This window comes from Kordiimonas lacus, assembly GCF_001550055.1.
Taxonomy (GTDB): Bacteria; Pseudomonadota; Alphaproteobacteria; order Sphingomonadales; family Kordiimonadaceae; genus Kordiimonas; species Kordiimonas lacus.
Genome location: NZ_LRUA01000010.1, coordinates 758283 through 776819, shown reverse-complemented (window position 1 = coordinate 776819; position 18537 = coordinate 758283). Strand labels below are relative to the sequence as shown.

At 59.0% G+C, this 18537-nt stretch carries 16 protein-coding genes; 13 read left to right on the top strand and 3 right to left on the bottom strand.

Annotated features, from left to right (window positions below; translation table 11 throughout):
* The first annotated feature begins 22 nt into the window (after positions 1–22).
* From KORLAC_RS18535 to KORLAC_RS18500, 8 genes are all read left to right on the top strand, one after another.
* Complete coding sequence (locus KORLAC_RS18535; protein WP_068309431.1) at positions 23–388, top strand: DUF4870 family protein; 366 nt, start codon at positions 23–25, stop codon at positions 386–388.
* A gap of 200 nt (positions 389–588) precedes the next feature.
* Positions 589–1983, top strand: a complete 1395-nt coding sequence (locus tag KORLAC_RS18530; protein WP_068309300.1) for an L-serine ammonia-lyase — start codon at positions 589–591, stop codon at positions 1981–1983.
* Positions 1984–2037: 54 nt separating this feature from the next.
* On the top strand, positions 2038–3720 hold the full coding sequence (locus KORLAC_RS18525; RefSeq protein WP_068309299.1) for an AMP-binding protein: 1683 nt from the start codon (positions 2038–2040) through the stop codon (positions 3718–3720).
* 99 nt (positions 3721–3819) lie between these two features.
* A complete protein-coding gene (locus KORLAC_RS18520) occupies positions 3820–6177 on the top strand; it encodes a calcium-binding protein (RefSeq protein WP_068309297.1) in 2358 nt (785 codons plus the stop codon).
* A 117-nt stretch (positions 6178–6294) separates the two neighbouring features.
* Entirely contained in the window at positions 6295–6954 is a 660-nt protein-coding gene (locus tag KORLAC_RS18515; RefSeq protein WP_068309295.1) for a hypothetical protein, read from the top strand.
* A 68-nt stretch (positions 6955–7022) separates the two neighbouring features.
* Complete coding sequence (locus tag KORLAC_RS18510; protein ID WP_068309293.1) at positions 7023–7403, top strand: MGMT family protein; 381 nt, start codon at positions 7023–7025, stop codon at positions 7401–7403.
* An 81-nt stretch (positions 7404–7484) separates the two neighbouring features.
* Entirely contained in the window at positions 7485–7853 is a 369-nt protein-coding gene (locus KORLAC_RS18505) for a hypothetical protein (protein WP_068309291.1), read from the top strand.
* A 78-nt stretch (positions 7854–7931) separates the two neighbouring features.
* Positions 7932–8834, top strand: a complete 903-nt coding sequence (locus tag KORLAC_RS18500; protein ID WP_068309289.1) for a transporter — start codon at positions 7932–7934, stop codon at positions 8832–8834.
* Positions 8835–8889: 55 nt separating this feature from the next.
* On the opposite strand, the gene KORLAC_RS18495 is transcribed toward KORLAC_RS18500, so the two are convergent.
* Together KORLAC_RS18495 and KORLAC_RS18490 are read right to left on the bottom strand one after the other, a co-directional pair.
* Positions 8890–12120, bottom strand: a complete 3231-nt coding sequence (locus KORLAC_RS18495) for an efflux RND transporter permease subunit (RefSeq protein ID WP_082714786.1) — start codon at positions 12118–12120, stop codon at positions 8890–8892.
* Positions 12117–13298, bottom strand: coding sequence for an efflux RND transporter periplasmic adaptor subunit (locus KORLAC_RS18490; RefSeq protein WP_068309287.1), 1182 nt, complete (start codon positions 13296–13298; stop codon positions 12117–12119). Before KORLAC_RS18490 ends, KORLAC_RS18495 begins: the two co-directional genes overlap by 4 nt.
* A 324-nt stretch (positions 13299–13622) precedes the next feature.
* Here KORLAC_RS18490 and KORLAC_RS18485 point away from each other — a divergent pair, with 324 nt between their 5' ends.
* The 4 genes from KORLAC_RS18485 (at position 13623) to KORLAC_RS18470 (ending at position 16674) form a co-directional block, all read left to right on the top strand.
* The gene (locus KORLAC_RS18485; protein WP_068309285.1) at positions 13623–13943 is read left to right on the top strand and encodes a 2Fe-2S iron-sulfur cluster-binding protein; all 321 of its coding nucleotides are present in this window, start codon (positions 13623–13625) and stop codon (positions 13941–13943) included.
* A 58-nt stretch (positions 13944–14001) separates the two neighbouring features.
* A complete protein-coding gene (locus KORLAC_RS18480; protein WP_068309283.1) occupies positions 14002–15384 on the top strand; it encodes a leucyl aminopeptidase family protein in 1383 nt (460 codons plus the stop codon).
* A gap of 95 nt (positions 15385–15479) precedes the next feature.
* Complete coding sequence (locus tag KORLAC_RS18475; protein ID WP_068309429.1) at positions 15480–15821, top strand: MarR family transcriptional regulator; 342 nt, start codon at positions 15480–15482, stop codon at positions 15819–15821.
* Entirely contained in the window at positions 15814–16674 is an 861-nt protein-coding gene (locus KORLAC_RS18470) for a C40 family peptidase (RefSeq protein WP_068309282.1), read from the top strand. The genes KORLAC_RS18475 and KORLAC_RS18470 overlap by 8 nt, the downstream gene beginning before the upstream one ends.
* A gap of 78 nt (positions 16675–16752) precedes the next feature.
* Here the strand turns inward: KORLAC_RS18470 and KORLAC_RS18465 are convergent, their stop codons facing one another.
* Positions 16753–17343 (bottom strand): c-type cytochrome, encoded by a 591-nt coding sequence (locus KORLAC_RS18465; RefSeq protein ID WP_068309280.1) that lies wholly within the window; start codon positions 17341–17343, stop codon positions 16753–16755.
* 320 nt (positions 17344–17663) lie between these two features.
* Here KORLAC_RS18465 and KORLAC_RS18455 point away from each other — a divergent pair, with 320 nt between their 5' ends.
* A complete protein-coding gene (locus tag KORLAC_RS18455; protein WP_068309278.1) occupies positions 17664–18524 on the top strand; it encodes a prephenate dehydratase in 861 nt (286 codons plus the stop codon).
* The last annotated feature ends 13 nt before the right edge of the window (positions 18525–18537 follow it).

Sequence of the window (18537 nt, the reverse complement as noted above, 5' to 3'; positions counted from 1 at the left end):
ATCAGGCAGAATGGAGACGGATATGACAGACACGACACCCCGCCACCAACCGCGCCAGGACGCAGACCGGCGCTCTGTCGTTCTTGTCTACATCCTGTTTCTGATCGGGCTCTGTACCGGCGGCCTCGTTTCGATCGCCGGCGCGATCATTGCCCATACCAAAAGCAATGAGGTCGCCAGGGTGTATCAAAGCCACCTGGACTATCAGATCCGCACCTTCTGGATGGGGCTTGTGATTGGTATTGTCGGCTCGCTCCTGCTGGTGGTCCTGATCGGTATTCCGATCCTGCTTGGCCTCTTTATCTGGACCCTCGTGCGCTGCATCAAAGGCCTGATGGCCGCCAACGACGGGCAGCCCATCGACAACCCCCAGACCATGCTGTGGTAAAGGGCACCTTTTCTGCCCTTCTGAACGAATATTTCAATACCTTGAAATAAAATTACCCTACCTCACATGTTGGAAAAGCTGGGCTTTTTCCACATGCGTAATTTTATGTCGCGTGTCGCTTTTTGGAAAAATCCGTTTGCAAGCGGGTGCGTCTATGCGTAGCGTGTGCCCGATTTTATACAATTGGCAGTCATATAAATATGAGCATCAGCGTACTCGACCTTTTCAATATCGGCATTGGCCCGTCTTCAAGCCACACTGTGGGCCCGATGAAGGCGGCAACGGAATTTGTCGAGGAGCTTGAAGCTGCCGACAAGCTGAAGCATGTCACGCGGCTTGCGGTAAAGCTTTATGGCTCCCTCGGCGCCACGGGGCGCGGCCACGGGTCGGACACTGCGGTGATGCTGGGGCTGATGGGCGAATGCCCGCGCGGCGTTGATGTGGAAGCAATCCCGGCCATGGTTGAGGCGGTGCGTAAGTACCAGAAGATCAAGCTGATGGGCCACCATACCATCGACTTCCATGAAGATGACGACCTGCAACTTCTGCCGCGCGAACAGCTGGAATTCCACCCGAACGGCATGGAATTCTGGGCCTACGACAAAGACGGCAATGAGCTGAACCGGTCAATCTATTATTCCATCGGTGGCGGTTTCATCGTGCATGAAAACGAGGCTGAAAAAGACAAGTTTGTTGAAGACAAGATCAAGCAGCCCTATCCGTTCAAGTCTGCGGAAGAGTTGCTGGCGCACTGCGAACGTACCGGTAAGCCCATCAGTGCCGTCATGATGGCGAACGAGAAAGTGCTGCGCTCGAGCCAGCAGATCAGGGCTGAACTCCTGGAAATCTGGTCCGTCATGCAGGAATGCGTCGAGCGCGGCTGTTCCCGTGGCGGCGATATGCCGGGCCTCAAGATCAAGCGGCGCGCCCAAAAGCTCTATGACCAGCTGAAATCGCGACCGGAAACTGGCCTGACCGACCCGCTGACAATCCTGGATTGGGTGAACCTTTATGCCCTCGCGGTCAATGAAGAGAACGCAGTGGGCGGCCGGGTTGTCACCGCGCCTACGAACGGGGCCGCCGGCATCGTGCCGGCTGTGCTGCATTATTATATGCGTTTCATCCCCCATGCGAACGAAGAAGGCGTGATCAAGTTCCTGCTGACCGCTGGCGCCGTGGGCCTCCTGTTCAAGATGAACGCCTCCATCTCTGGCGCCGAAGTCGGCTGCCAGGGCGAGGTGGGCAGCGCCTGCTCGATGGCGGCTGCGGGCCTCACGGAAGCCTTGGGCGGCACACCAGCGCAGGTGGAAAACGCAGCCGAGATCGGCATGGAACACAATTTGGGGCTGACATGCGACCCCATCGGCGGGCTGGTGCAGGTGCCCTGCATTGAACGGAACGCCATGGCAGCCATCAAGGCCATCAATGCCACGCGGCTCGCGATGCGCGGCGACGGCACCCATTTTGTCACGCTCGACAAGGTAATTCGCACCATGCGCATAACAGGGCGTGACATGCAGTCCAAATATAAGGAAACTGCAGAAGGCGGTCTGGCGGTCACCGTGCCGATCGCCGCCAATGTGGTAGATTGTTAAACCGGGCAGGCCTTGCGACTTCCCCGGTTCTGGGCCGGTTCTTGGGGAGGAATTATGGAAAGTCACGTTATCGGGCCTGTGGATGAGCCGCTGCTGGAGAAAACCATCGGCGACATGCTGAATGAGACAGCGGCCCGTTTCCCGGACAATGAATTCCTGGTATTTGCTGAGGACGGCATCCGCCTTTCTTACGAAGAATTCCTCCATGACGTGGAAGCCTTCGCCGCCGGGTTCCTGGCGCTGGGGCTTGAGCCCGGTGACCGCGTCGGCGTGTGGGCGCCGAACCGCATCGAGTGGGTCATCACCCAATTCGCCACCGCCAAAGCCGGTCTCATCCAGGTGAACATCAACCCGGCCTACAGGACCCATGAGCTTGAATATGCGCTGAATAAAGTCGGCTGCAAGGCGCTGGTGCTGGCCGACAAGTTCAAGACGTCCGATTACGAGGCCATGCTGCAGGAACTGGCGCCGGAACTGGCGACATGCCCCCACGGCAAGCTTGACGCCGCACACCTGCCGCACCTCAGGGCCGCCATCACCATGGGGGAAGAAGCGCCCGCGGGTTTCTTCCAGTTCGCCGATATCGTCGAGCTGGCCGAAGAAGAACATTATGAGCGGCTTTATGAGATCGAGCGGTCACTGAAGCCCACGGATGACATCAATATCCAGTTCACCAGCGGCACCACGGGCAATCCAAAGGGCGCGACGCTGAGCCACCATAATATCCTGAATAACGCCAAGTTTGTTGGCGCCGCCATGAACTTGACGAGCGAGGACCGCCTGTGCGTGCCCGTGCCGCTCTATCACTGCTTTGGCATGGTCATGTCTGTGCTGGCTTGTGCGCTGGTGGGCGCGACACTGGTGTTCCCTGCAGAAGCCTTTGAGCCGAAAAGCGTGCTGCAGGCTGTTGAGGACGAGCGCTGCACTGGCCTGCAGGGTGTGCCCACCATGTTTATCGCAGAACTGAATGAACCCAATTTCAAACGCTATGACCTTTCGTCCCTGCGCACCGGTATCATGGCCGGCTCGCCGTGCCCGGTGGAGGTGATGAAGCGGGTAATTTCAGACATGCATATGAGCGAATGCACCATCGCCTACGGCATGACGGAGACAAGCCCCGTCAGCTTCCAGACCGCGCGCGGCGATAGCGTTGAGCGCCGCACATCTACCGTTGGCCGCATCCACCCGCATGCGGAAGTGAAGGTCATCGATGAGGATGGCAAAACCGTGCCGCGCGGCACCCAAGGCCAGCTGTGCACGCGCGGCTATCTTGTGATGCGCGGCTATTGGGATGACGCCGACCGCACCGCTGAGGCGATCGACGCGGACGGCTGGATGCACACAGGCGATCTGGCGGTGATTGACGCGGAAGGATACTGCCGCATCACAGGCCGCGTAAAAGACATGGTCATCCGCGGCGGCGAAAACATCTATCCGCGCGAGGTGGAAGAATTCCTCTACACCCACCCGGATATCCGCGACGCGCAAGTGTTCGGCATCCCGGATGAGAAATACGGTGAAGAACTCTGCGCCTGGCTTCAATTGAAGGAGGGCGCAGAGCTGGACGCTGGCGCCATCAAGGCCTTCTGCAATGGGCAAATCGCCCACTATAAAATCCCACGCCACGTCCGTTTCGTCGACGAGTACCCGATGACGGTAACAGGCAAGATCCAGAAATTCAAAATGCGCGAAGCCATGATGAAAGACCTGGGTCTTGCCGAAATTGAAACCGCCTGACCCAAGTGGCCTCTGGAAAAACGGCGATATTTAGATTGACTTTGTGTGCGCCTCACAAGATTAATGGCCATACTTCAGCCTTAGCTTGTGGGGAAGCTTGTGACCGAAATAATCATTTCCGACGATTCATCAGACGCCATCAATCTGGACGAAGATCAGTCCGACACCATCACCATCAATGCGGTTCTCTCCAACTATATTGATGCAGGTGGCGGTGAACGGGATACGCTGACCAACAATGGCACCATCGACTTCCAGGCCACTCACGCGAATAGTAGTGCCGCATTCTACAGCGACGCGTCATTTGTTGATGTAACAAATGCCGGAAGCATTTCTGCACTGGTCTATCCCGACCCCGAAGGCGAGCCGGAGTGGTCGCGAGGAAACGGCGTCCAAGTCTCAACCGGCACGCTTACGCTGACAAACCTGTCGTCTGGTGAGATAAAGAGCGGCAAACACGGCGTCTATGTTTCAGGTGACGGCATAACAGCTTCTGCTGATACCGATATTACCAACCAAGGCCTGATCCAGAGTATCGGCTACTCTGTCCTGATCTACGGCGGGACTGTGACCAATAGTGGAACCCTCAAGGCCACAGGAGGCGCCGCGCTTGCTGGCGACCCTATATATTTTTCAACTGGCATCTATTCCGGCTATCTAAGCGCCCAGGACAGCCCGGGCTTTCAAACCGAACACACCTCAATCACCAACACGGCGTCTGGCAGCATTTATGGGCAGCACACGGGCATCTACCTGAAACATGGTGGCGGCAGTGTGACAAATGCAGGTTCAGTGTCTGGCGGCACGATTGGCGTGCGACTCAAAGGCAGCAACCTCACGCTCGACCTTACCAGCAGCGGTACCATTTCCACAGATGGCAGCGAATCTGCCACCTTCTACGACCAACCTGCCTACGGCATCCTGGTAGACAGACAAAGCAGCCTGGACCTTACGCTATCTGGAACCGTTTCAAGCAGCGACACAGGCATCTATGCCGGTCAGGCTGACATAACGGTGTCCAGCAACGGCAGCATCCTTGCCAACACGGCTGCGGGCAACAGCGGCTTTGCCATCGATACAGCAGATGAGGAAGACTTCACGGCCTACGCCAACCGGGTATACACCAGCAACCAGTCAACCCAGATGCTGCCTGACGACTTCTGGTCCTACGCGCCAAACGCCCAGCTTGAAGCATATGTGGTGCGCCTGGGGCTGATCGATGGCACCGATTCCAACTATGCCTTCTATTTCCATTATGAGTATGAAAAGGGCGAATCTGGATATTATGCGTCGACCGGCGTTCTGCAGTCCTATGAGAACGAGTTCGGCATTTTCACGCTTGAACTGGTGAACGGTGGGTACGCCTTGCACCTGAATGGCGAGCTTGTCACCGAGATTCCAGACGACTTCTCTTTTGCCGACACAATCACCAACGCCGGCTTCATTGACGGCAACATATCGCTGGGCCTCGGGGACGATACCCTGACAAACACCGGCGAGATTGGTGGTCGGGTTTACCTGGGTGATGGCGCAGACGTTTTTGTATCGACTTCCGATGGCGCCAATGTATTTGGCGGCAGCGGCCATGACAGCATTACTGGCAGCAGTGAAGCCGATATCTTGCGCGGCGATGCCGGTGCAGACACCATCAACGGCGGGGCAGGCAACGACCAGATATGGGCCGGCTCTGGTGATGTTGGAGGCGATCGATTCTTTGGTGGCGACGGTGCAGACATCCTTGGTGGCGGCGGCGGAAACGATCTGCTGGTCGGCGGCAACGGAGCCGACGCGCTCTTTGGCGGCAACGGCCAGGATACATTGGTTGGTGGCCTGTGGAATGGCGGGACCGTCATTGCCGGCACAAATACTGAACAGCTTTGGGCAGGCGGCGGCAACGACATGCTATATGGGTCAGACGTCGCCGACCAGCTGGGCGGCGGCATAGGCGACGACACCGTCTACGGCAATGGTGGTGCAGACACGATATATGCTGGCAAGGGCGGTGATGACGTTCTGTTTGGCGGCAGTGGCCGCGACATCGTTTTTGCTGGGTCGGATAATGACCAGATCGACGGCGGAGATGGAAACGACGAGCTCTATGGCGGTACGGGCGATGATGCCGTCACTGGTGGCAGCGGGGCTGATACCCTGTACGGCGGCAGCGGCGCCGACACCCTGGACGGCGGTATCGGTGCCGATATCCTGCGCCCCGGTGCGGGCACAGACCTGCTAATCTTCCAATCCGGGCACGGCGCAGACACTGTCGAAGGATTTGACCTGAGTGAGGACATACTGGACCTTTCGGACCTTTCCGTAGACTTCAGTGACCTTGACGGTGTCCGCGACGCCGCCACTGAACTGTCAGATGGCATACTGATCGACACAGGCGGTGGAGACAGTATTTTCCTGACAAGCGTCTCCCTGAGCGACATCGACAGCCTTCAGGTTGCCTTCTAAGCTCACCGGCAATACTCAGGCGTGGCTGAAATAGCCACACAAATAATTATTGTTTCACAATAATGCCGCAATTGGATTCGATGGTGCTTCCAACGATAACGGGGAACGAGAAGACCAATGCTTAAGAAAGCAACTGTATCTGTCCTGTGCCTGGCTGCGTGCCTGACCGCTAGCGCAAAAGCAGAAGAAAAGAATGCCAGCCTGCCTCTGGCAAAATTGTTCCACAAATATGATACCTATCTGAAGATGGCTTCGAAGGAAGAGCCCGCTTTCAAGCCGTTATACCGCGTCTTTCCCCGTGAAGGAGAAGCCGGAGTTCTGGAAATGTCCTTCACCCATAACGGCAAATCCGTGACTTTCAGTACGGACGAAAAGGGCTATATCGACTATCGCCCCAGCCAGGAGCTGCTGGAGGCCAACCCCGTCGTGACGGTTGACCGGCCCCAGAACAGCATGAGCCTGGCCTTGACCCTTGGCGTCCTGGAGCCCGCCAGCACCAGCTATGACATGCGTGCGCTGCACGACAAAGTCCACACCGCCTGGGGGCAGGCCAAGGGACTTGGCGGATTCATGAGTATCCTTGCGCCCAAGCATAGCAACATCACGGCCAATTTTGGTGAAAGCTGTCCAACCGTGACCTGGTCGATCAAAGCCCAGGGCAAACAGATCGCTGGGGGCAGCGCAACCGGCAGCGTTCTGATTGAATTCAAGGACAAGGTCATCCGCAAAGCTGACACGCTGACATTCTCCTGTACGCCGGAGCAGTTGATGCTCTAGCACATTTTCTACTTGAGCGACCTCCCCGGCTCGGTAATGGTAAGCCCCCAGCTTGACCCGGAGATTTCATGACCCGTACTTACGCAAGTTTCCCTGCCGTCTATGACCTCGTTCGGGAGATCCCGAAGGGCCAGGTGGCCAGCTACGGCATGGTGGCCTCCCTGCTGCCGGGCTTAACCCCGCGTATTGTCGGCTTTGCCATGGCGGCAACACCGACGGGCCAGGGCATTCCGTGGCAGCGGGTAATCAACAGCGCAGGCAAAATCAGCGACCGCGACGGCGCAATGCGTCAACGCAAGCGCCTGGCGGACGAAGGCATAACCTTCAAGAAGAATGGCGCTGTTGACTGGTCTGCCCACCGCTGGCAAGGGCCATCAGAAGCCTGGCTTGAAGCGGCAGGTGTTGATTTCATGGATTTCCTGACCATCCAGGCGAGCTGGCCTGGTTGAACGGCGATACCACTGGCGGCGTATTGTCGCGCCCGGTAAGGTCCGGTTTGCAGCCTGGAAAAGGCGTGCTATCCCCGCAGCATGACCCGTCACTTCAAATGCATGACCGACAGGCTTGACCGGTTTTTGCCGGTGCTGGCACTTTCGGTCGCCCTGTTCCTGCAGGGCCTTCTGGCAAGCGGGGCCGCCGCCAGCATGGTGGTGCCTGGCCTGGTGGCGCCCGACGGCACGTCCCTGACGCTCAGCGACATCTGCAACAACACAGAAGACGGCCGCACGGGCCATTGTCATGCCTGTGTGCACGCCCCTGTTGCCACGCTGACCGCAGTTGACCTCCTGCCCGACATGCAAAGGCCCGTGCCCGGTGAGGCTTTCACGGCATATGCGGCTCCACAGGTGTCCCGCCCGGAAGCCAGCTTCCGCTTCCATACGGGTCCGCCAAAAGCCTGATCTCATCATCGTTTGCATTGATCTGCCATGCGTGCCCGGTGCACGCGCGGCCCTTTTTGATGACATCAGGAAATTTTCATGAAAACCACATTTGTATATGCGGCCCTTGCCGCAAGTTTTCTCACGCCCGCAGCCCTTGCGCACGGCGGCACCAAACCCCGCATCGATGACCATGCGCCTATTGGCGTGATGGGCGACCATTATCACAAGAAAGGCGAATGGATGGCCGCCTTGCGCGTGATGACAATGGGCATGAATGACCCCACAAATACCATGACGGGACCGCAGGAAATGGACAGCACCATGGTGATGATGGGCGGCATGTATGCACCAAGCGACAGGCTGACCTTTTCCGCCGGCATCGCCTACCGCGAAAAAGACATGACCATGCGCATGATGAGCACGGACATGACACGGTCAGCAAGCGGGGTCGGGGACCTGAAGCTGAACGCCATCACGCCGCTATTCAACGATGGCCATCGTCGCCTTCTCCTCACATTGGGGGTCAATATTCCCGTCGGGGAAACCGGCGACACAGACACTATGGGCAATCTGTTGCCTCTCAAGATGCAGGCTGGCACGGGATCGTGGGGGCTGCTGCCGAAGGTGACTTTCAGCCAGTTCGAGGACGGCTGGTCGTTTGGTTTTCAGGCAAGCGCCAGTGTCTGGCTGGATGAAACCGCCACAGGCGAAAAGGCTGGCGACAGCTGGACCATAAGCGGCTGGTCATCTGTCACCGTCACAGACCGCGTAAGCCTGTCGGCCCGGCTTGCCTATGAAGACTATAGCGCCTGGCGGGCTACATCGCCGCTGTCGGGTGGTGCCCGCAACCGCCTGCGCGGCTTCATCGGCACCAACCTCTATGTGGTGGGTACCCACCGGCTGGGGATCGAGCTGGGTTTCCCCATCACAGAAGACCGGGGCACAAACAACCTGGGCACCGGCACATCACTGATGCTTGGCTGGCAGAAAGCCTTCTAGAACAAAAAAGGGCGGGGATTGCCCGCCCTTTTTCCTGTTCGGCTGTCTCTGGGCCTTATTCGACGGCATCCGGGGACGGCTTGTCGGGCCCGGCGCCATTCTGGTCCGGCACGCCGTCGTGCCCCAGGGCCGCCATGCGGTGTTCATGCGAGAAGAAGCCGCGGATGTCCTCAATCACCAGAATGAGCGCCGGTAGCGCAAACAGCATCACGAAGCTTGAGAACACGAGGCCCGTCGCCAGGCTGACCGCCATCGGAATCAGAAACTGCGCTTGTGGGCTGGTTTCCGAAATGATCGGCAATAGCCCCAGTGCTGTGGTGATGGTCGTCAGCGCAATCGGGCGAAAGCGCCTGAGGGTGGCGCGCACAGCCGCGTCAATCGCGGTCGCGCCCGGCTCTCTCAGTTCCGTGTTATAGCGGTCGATCAGCACAACGGAGGCATTCACCACCACGCCCGCCAGCGCCACCACACCAAAGAGCGACACAAACGACAGGTCATGCCCCAACGTCATATGGCCATAGATGGCCCCGGCAATCCCGAGCGGGATCGACACCAGGATGATCGCCGGCTGCAGGTAACTTTTCAGCTGCGTTGCCACCAACGCATAAATCACGATTACGGCCAGGATGAAGCCCCGGAAAAGCGACTGGAAATCCTCACTCTGTTCGCGCGAGGCCCCTTCCAGCTGCCAGCGGAGGCCCAAGTGCTTTTCCATCAGGCCCGGCAGGATTTCCCCCTGGATCAATTCATTGACCACATTGGGGGTGGTGATGGCTTCATCCACATCAGCGGTCACTGTCAGCACCCGACGGCCATTGACCCGTTCGATTGAGGTCGGGCTGCGACCTTCCTTGAGGTCCGCCACAAGGGCAAGAGGCACACCACTACCGTCCGGCAGGCGAATACGCACGTCTTCAAGCCTTTCAAGGCTGTGGCGCATTTCCGCAGGATAGCGCACATAGACCTTCACTTCCTCACGCCCGCGCTGGATACGCTGCACTTCTTCACCGAAATAGGCCTGCCTGAGCTGGCGAGCCAGGTCTGTTGGCTTGATGCCGGAGGCGAGCCCAAGGTCTGTCAGCGTAAATTCGAACTGACGCTTGCCAAGGTCCAGTCCAGCATCGATCTGGCCGACGCCGCCGATAAGGGCTATCTGGTCCGCCAGGTCTGCGGCCGCCGCCTCCAGTTCATGCTGGTCGTCGTGTGCAAGCTCATACCCCACATCGACACTTTGCGGGCCGATGGTAGAGGCGAACGTCAGCGTTTCGGCGCCCGGAATCTGGCCAACGGCCTGCTCCCAACGCCGGCCAATGTCGCGCGCGCTGTAGCTGCGGTCGTCCGTGGGCACCAGCTCAACTGACATCTGCCCCAGGTGGCTGGCTGTCAAAGCACTTGAAACCGCGCCTGGGCCGGTGACCTGATTATAGCGAGCCCCGATCGTGACCGATGTGGCGTTGATGACCGTCTCACCGGATTCGGCTTTGATCTCGGCAGCCACTTTATCCAGCGCCGTCTGCAACTGGTCCATCGCTTCTACCGTGGCTTCAAACGGCGCCCCGTTCGGCAGCGCCAGTTTGGCCGAAATTTCCGTGCCCTCAATATTGGGGAAGAACACCACCCGCACGATGCCGACACCCACCAGCGAGAAGCTGATCATCACCAGACCGACGGTGGCCGCCACAGTGGCGTAGCGGTAGCGGCTTGTGCGCACAATCATCCGCTGCAGGGGGCCGATGGCAAAGGCGTCCAGCCCCCGTGCCACCTTCTGCTGAATGGTGCGCAGGAGCCCCTTGGACCAACGATTTTCATGCCGAAGGTGCATCGGCAGGATGAAGAAAGCCTCAATCAGCGATACAGCCAGGATCGCGATCACGGCCACCGGGATCGGCCGGGTGATCTTGGCGAAGGTGCCGGTCTGGAACAGAAGTGGTGCGAAGGCCGCCATGGTCGTCAGCACACCCACCAGCACCGGTGCATAGATATTTTTCACACCCTCGAACGCCGCCCGGCTTTCATGGAAGCCGTGCTGCTGTTCGGCATAGATGTTTTCGCCCACCACGATGGCGTCATCCACCACGATGCCGATCACCACAATCAGGGCAAACAGCGTGACCATATTGAGCGTGATGCCCATGCTGCCGAAAATCAGGAAGCCGCCCAAAAAGCTGATGGGGATGCCCATGGCCACCCAGAAAGCCAGCTTGAAATCAAGCGTGGCAACCAACAGCAGGAATACCAGCGCAAAACCAAGCAGTGCATTGCTGGTCAGCAGGCTGATGCGGTCGGCCAGGATTTCTGTCTGGTCCCGGAAGACCAGCACCGCGATACCTTCCTGCAGCGGCACGGTGTTCACATAGTCGACCACCTTGCGCTTCACATCCAGGATGTCGGCGCTTTCGTTCCTTAGGATATCGAGGAAGATGGCGGGGGAGCCATTATATTCGTTGATCAGCGGCTCATCGGCGAAACCGTCAGTGACCGTCGCCACATCGCTCAGGCGTACAATATCACCCGTGCTGGTGGAACGGATCATGATACGCTCGAATTCATCGCCCACCCGCGCCTTGGCATCGGTCCTGAGCAGGATCTCGCCGTCGCCGGACTTGATCGCCCCGCCCGAAAGCTCAATGGAAGAATTGCGAATAGCGTCTGCCACCTGCTTGAACGTCAGGTCGTATTTCCTCAGCGTATCTTCGGAAAGCTCAATCGAGATTTCCTTGGCCCGCGCCCCGCGGATGGTAATGGCCGACACAGCATCAAGCGCCAGCAGGTCGCGCTCCAACAGTTCCGCGGTTTCGCGCATCTCGCCTTCGCCCACCTGGCCCACCAGCACCAGCGTCAGCACGTTCGACAGCGACTGGGTCACGGTCACAATAGGCTTTTCGGCATTGCCGGGCGGAAAATCCACAAGGCTGTCAATCGCGGCTTCAACCTCATCCTTCACCCGGTAGGCGTCGACGAAGTCTTCAAGCTCCAGCGTCAGGGCACCCCTATTTTCATAGGCGTAGGACCGCACGCGCTCAACGCCGTTGACGCCCAGTACGGCCTCTTCGATCCGGCGGGTAATGCTGTCTTCCACCTCAAGGGGGGTCGCGCCTGGATACTGCACCGACACCGAAATGGTGCCCACGTCCACCGTGGGGAAGACTTCAGAGCGCATGGTGATGGCCGTCATCAGGCCACCGACGATAAAAAACACCATCAGAAGATTGGTCATCACCGGGTTTTCAAGAAAACGGGCCACGAGGCCCATCACGCCGCCTGCCTCAATGCGCTCGTCGCTCATGACGCGTCCCCGGATGCGCCTTCAGCGCGGATGGCTTTACGGATGGTGACTGACCGAGCGACGAAGCTGGTCGGCACCTCGGAAATCACCACACCGTCCGCCACATCGAACGCGCGGACATAGACATGGTCGTTATCGATATCGACAACATCGACCGCTATGTCTTCAAGCTTGGTATTCTTGACACGCCACACGCTGGTTGCAGTCGCCAGGGCGCTGATTGGCAACTTATAGATATTGTCCTGCGCATGGCCCGACAGCTCCACGGTCGCAAAGGTACCCGGCACCAGCGTGTGTCCCTCTGGCAAGGCAATGATTACATCCTGCAGGCGGGTGCGGCTGTCCAGCACGCCGCCCAGCTGGGTGATCGACGCCACGGCGTCCTCACTCGCACCGAACTCGTCGCTGATACGGACCTTGTCACCCACGTCAAGCTGCAGCCGCGCAAGGTCTTTTGGTGCAATACCCGCAGTGATGCGCAGGCTGTCTGTGGCATAGAGGCTGCCGTAGCTGACGCCCGCGGCCGCAAGCTGGCCACGCTCGACACTGGAGGCAACAATACGTGCTGGATAGTCCACGCTGAAGCGCGTCCGCGCCAGGTTCAGCTTTGCCCTTTCAGCGGCCGCTTTGGCCGCCTTCAGCCGGGCTTCCAGGGCCTGCACCTGCGGTTCCTTGGCAACCAGTGCAGGGGCGGGCTTGTCTGGGAAAACCCGCTTCCAGTCACGGATGAAGTTATCGGCGTTGGCGCGGGTCTGCAGCAGGTCGGATTCCGCCGCTGCCACTTCTGCTTCAGCCTGTTCAAGCGCCAACTCGTAATCGCGGGGTTCGATGGTGAACAGCACTTCACCTGCCTCCACCAGCGCGCCAGGTTCCAGCTTCGGGCTCACGCTGACAACCCTGCCGCCCACCTGCGGAGTGAGGGCCACGCCAGCGCGGGCGGACACTTCGCCAGTGATCTCCAGCCTCGGGGTGTGGCTTGCTGCCTTGGGCAGGAAAACATCCACCACCAGCCCTGCCTGTGTGGATGAATAACCCGGACCATTATCGCCGGTCAGGCGGATGATCTTGGTAATGGCAATGGTGCCTACCACCACGGCAATCACTAGGGCAACCTGGACCAGACCTATGGCCTTTTCACTGCCCTTGGCGACATGGAAAGCCTCAACAACCCGCTTCATAAAAACCTCTCTGTCGCGCCCGACACGCCCGTGCCGTAACGGAATCGAATTATTAGACGCATGCGTCCACCAATTGATGGGATACCACACCAAGGATGCTGCTGCGTCAAGCGAAAGGATTTCCCCCGACGTGGTATCACCAGTGATACGCGTGAAATTTACGTTCCCTGCGCAAGTCCAGATCAAATGCCGTATCTTCCATTGGGAAGACCACGAGAGATCATCTCTTTTATCCGCTCAGGAAAATGCTATATGAAGGCGAACGCTTTGCCTGCGCCCTGCGCTCAGGCACCGGAGCAAACCGGAACAATATAGGAAGATCTGATGGTAAAAGTTTCTGTGACCAACCTGGCTGGCCAAACCCGCGATATCGATGCCGAAGAAGGCCTGTCGCTGATGGAAAACATCCGCAACAACGATTTCGACGATCTGGCCGCCATTTGCGGCGGCTGCTGCAGCTGCTGCACCTGTCACGTATATGTAGACGGCGGCGACTTTGGCAAACTGCCCGCGATGGAAGATGATGAGCATTATCTTCTCGAGGACAGCGAGCATTTCAAGGAAGGCGCGTCCCGCCTGTCCTGCCAGATCGAAGTCGATGGCTCCATGGACGGCCTGCAGGTCACCATCGCGCCTGAAGCTTAATAGTCGGTAGCTTTAGTCCCAAAATTCACACAGCTGAAAGCCCAAAAAGGACGCCCCAATGACCACCGCATTCCTGACCGCCAAAACAAGCCCAGACGCCATACCGCTACGCCTCGTGTGCACGGATGATTGGCCAGTTGGCCTCACGAAGGGCCAACTGGCCTGGGCCGAAAAGGTGGAGTTTTCAGGCGAGGCGGGCACCAGCGTGCTGCTGCCCGGCGAAGACGGTGGTTTGGCGCTGACGGGCGTAGCTGACGGTAACGCTGACGTCTGGTCGCTGGCCTCGGCCGCGACCCTGTTGCCCAAAGGCACATACCGGCTGGACGGTGTGGAACCGGAAGACGCCGCCAAGGTGGCTCTGGGTTGGGCGCTGGCGCAATATAAGTTCGATCGTTACCTGAGCGAAAAGCCTGAGGGCGGCCGCATTCTTGCGCTGCCGGCGGGCACTGACCTCGAAGCGGTGGAAAAACAAGTCGACGCCGTCTGCCTGGCGCGTGACCTTGTGAACACCCCCACCGAAGACATGGGCCCGGCCCACCTGCAGGATGTGGCCGAAGCGCTGGCGGAAGAATTCGGCGGCACCTGCGCGACCATCGTGGGTGAAGACCTGCTGGACGAAAACTTCCCCGTAATCCATGCGGTTGGCCGCGCAGCAGGCGAAGGCCGGGAGCCCCGCCTGATTGACCTCAATTGGGGCGAAAGTGGCCCGAAGGTCACGCTGGTGGGCAAGGGCGTCTGTTTCGATACCGGCGGGCTGGACCTCAAGCCCGCAGCCGGCATGCTTTTGATGAAAAAAGACATGGGCGGCGCGGCCCACGTGCTGGCGCTGGCGCGGCTGATCATGTCCATGGAAACCAAAGTACAGCTGCGTGTGCTGATCCCGGCGGTCGAGAACGCGGTGGACGGCAATGCCTTCCGCCCCGGTGACGTGCTGGCAACCCGCAAGGGCATTTCAGTTGAGGTGGGCAACACGGACGCTGAAGGCCGCCTGGTCCTGTGTGACGCGCTGACGCTTGCCTGCGAGGACACACCCGACCTGTTGGTTGATTTCGCGACCCTCACGGGTGCGGCGCGCGTGGCGCTGGGCCCGGACCTGCCAGCCACCTACGCCAATGATGAAACCCTCTGGGCGGCGATCGACAAGGCCGCGACGGCAGAGACCGATCCGGTTTGGCGCATGCCCTTGTGGGCGCCCTATGATGAGACGCTCAAAAGCGATGTGGCAGACATGAGCAATATCTCCGACAGTGGCGGATTCGCGGGCTCCATCACGGCGGCTCTCTATCTGCAGCGCTTCGTTGAAGAGGGCACACCGTGGGTCCATCTGGATGTTTTCGCCTGGGTACCAAAACCCAAGCCGGGCCGCCCGAAAGGTGGGGATGCACAGGCCATCCGTGCCATGCATACGGCCATGAAAGACTTCTTGTCGCTTGACGGCTAGCACAAAATCGGGTCACCTTAGGGGCTGAAGTTCTGTGTCACCTTTGATCATTCCGGCTGAGGAACGAGCCTGTGACCGAAAAAACAAATCCCCGGATGCTGAAGATCTGGCACACCGCCAATCTGGATGTTGTGCGCGCGGACGTCCCTGACCTGACCCTCAGGCAGATGACCGTCCTGCTGACCGTCTATATGACATCAGACCCGCACACCGTCCGGGGCCTTGCCGCCAAGATGAATGTGACCAAGCCGGTGATCACCCGCGCGCTTGATACCCTAGGGCAGCTTGGCTACCTCAAGCGCAAGCGCGATGAGAAAGACCGCCGCAACGTCCTGGTGCAACGCACCGTCAAGGGCGCCGTTTACCTGAGCGAATTGTCGGACCGCATCGTGGCGGCAGAAAGGCTCGTGGATGCAGGGGAAGGCGGCTATGAGTGACCTGCTGCACGGCTTTGGCCTGCCGCCGCTCTATGACCCCAACAGCCTTCTGAAAAGCAGCAAGAGCCTCCTTGGGGGTAGCACCATTGACGGGCTGGGCGCCCGCCCCATCGCTGCCGTCAAGGCCGAGCCCGAGCCCGACGCCGAGACCGTCACCGAGCTTCTCTACAGCGAACCCGTGCAGATTCTGGCCGAAGTGCCCGGCTGGTGGTTCATCATCAGCCTGATCGACGGCTATATGGGCTGGGTGACCGACAGTGCTGTCGACGAATATGACGTGCTCCCCAGCCACCGCATCTCCGCGCCGCTCTCTCATGTCTACCGCGAGCCGGACCTCAAGTCCGCGCCCGAAGTGGTGTTGCCCATGGGCGCCTTCATCACCCTGCCCGGCGTGTCGGAAAACGGCTTTTCGGAACTGCATGTCGGCGGCTGGATTTATGAAAAACACGTCACTCCTGTGGGCTGCGGCAAGGCCGACCCCGTGGATACCGCCGAAAGCTTTATCGGCTCGCCCTACCTGTGGGGCGGCAGGTCCAAACTGGGCATCGACTGCAGCGGCCTGGTGCAGATGGCACTTGCGGCAGCCGGTCACCGGGTGCACCGGGACAGTGGCGCGCAATATGACAGCCTCGGTCGCGCGCTGGAGATGGGCGAGACGCCCGTGCGCGGTGACCTGGCGTTCTTCCCCGGCCACGTGGGCTTCATGATCGACGGCGTGCACCTCCTCCACGCCAACGCCACCCACATGATGGTCACGATTGATCCGCTAGAGGACGTCAAGGGCTGGGTGGCGAAGGAAATGGCTGACAAGGGCCGCACCGGCCCCGCCTTCTTGGGCTTCAGAAGGCTTTAAAAGACTTCATCCTGCATAATCAAAAACGGCGACCCGGATGGATCGCCGCTTTCAGAAATCTCTTCAGTAAACCCTGACTTATTCGCCAGCGGCTTCTTCAGTCGCTTCTGGCGCAACTTCTTCAGCTGCTTCTTCAGCTGCTTCTGCGGCTGGCAGCTCGAGCGGGCTGTCAGAGAAGCTGTTGAGGTACGCCATCAGGTCAGCGCGCTGCTCTTCCTTGCGGATGCCGGCGAATGCCATGCTGGTACCGTCGAACGTGTTTTTCGGGCTCTTGAGCCACTGGTCCATGATTTCCCATGTCCAGTTGCCGTCCTGGCCAGACAGTGCACCAGAATAGTTGAAGCCGCCGTGGCTTCCGATCTGACGGCCCATTACACCATAGAGGTTCGGCCCGGTACGATTACCTTCGTCCTTGCCAATGGTGTGGCAGGCTTTACATTTCGCGAACTGACGCTCGCCCTTACCGGCGTCTGCAGAAGCCAGAAGCTCAGCAAGCGATGGACCTTCTTCAACAACGGCATCGGTTGCTTCTTCGGATGCCACTTCAATCGTGAAGGCTGGCTTGGCTTCTTCTTCGTGGAACACGCTTTCAGAAACAGTCGTGATCACCATGATCAGCAGCGCCGCAGACAGGACAGCCGCAAAGACTTTGTTTGATTCTAATGACACAGGCTCTTCTCCTTGCAGGCGAGCAAGCTAAATTCTCTCCCAGCCGATCCCTTACCCCTGACAGATATATGACCGGCTAATTCGCGCGCGACAATAGCCGCTGATGGGCCCTTTATTCAAGTCGTCATTTGCACGATTTTGCCACCTTAGGCCAAAAAATCGGGTTTTTTGGCGCCTTTTTTATGCGACAAAGCAGCGCACCGCCAAAATCACCCTGCAGAATCGGCAGGACCGTGCGCTTCCTGCATTGACTTGGCCGGGTGGCCTTGGCACTAATCTCAACCGCGATTTTTTCAACAGTCCAGAAAGAAACCTCCGTCATGGCAAGCCCGACCACCCAGGAAACAGACAAGCTGATCGCCTTCCAGGGCGAGCTTGGTGCCTATTCCCACATGGCGTGCCAGGCCAAGTTTCCGGATATGGAGCCGCTGTCGACCCCGAGCTTCGAGGACGCGCTGGCCGCTGTCCAACAGGGACGCGCACGCCTTGCCATGATTCCGATCGAGAATTCGACTGCGGGCCGTGTGGCGGATATCCATATCCTGCTGCCGGGCAGCGGGCTTTACATTATCGGTGAGCATTTCGAAACCATCCGCCACTGCCTTCTGGGCGTCAAAGGTGCGAATGAGAGCACGCTCAAGACTGTGAAGAGCCATGTCCAGGCACTGGGGCAATGCCGCAAGAACCTGCGTGCGCTCGGGATTGAGCGCCTGCCGTTTGCCGATACCGCCGGCTCTGCCAAGCATGTCGCTGAGCTGGGCGACCCTTCCGTTGGCGCCATCGCCAGCGAGCTGGCCGCGGACGTGTATGGCCTTGATATCATCCGCAAGGATTTCCAGGACGAAGGCCACAACACCACCCGGTTCGTGGTGCTGTCACGCGAACCTGTCGCGGCGGCGGACCTGGCCGGCCCGGTGATGACCAGCTTCACCTTCGAGGTGCGCAATATTCCGGCAGCGCTTTATAAGGCACTCGGCGGTTTCGCCACCAACAGCGTCAACATGACCAAGCTTGAAAGCTATTACGAATCGGACAGCTTCACCGCGACCGAATTTTACGCCGATATCGAAGGTCATGAGGGCATGGAAAATGTCCACCGCGCGATGGAAGAACTTCGCTTCCACACCAAGCATGTGAATGTGCTGGGAACCTATGAACAGGAACGCCAGCGCGGGCGCTGACCTTCAGGCCTGA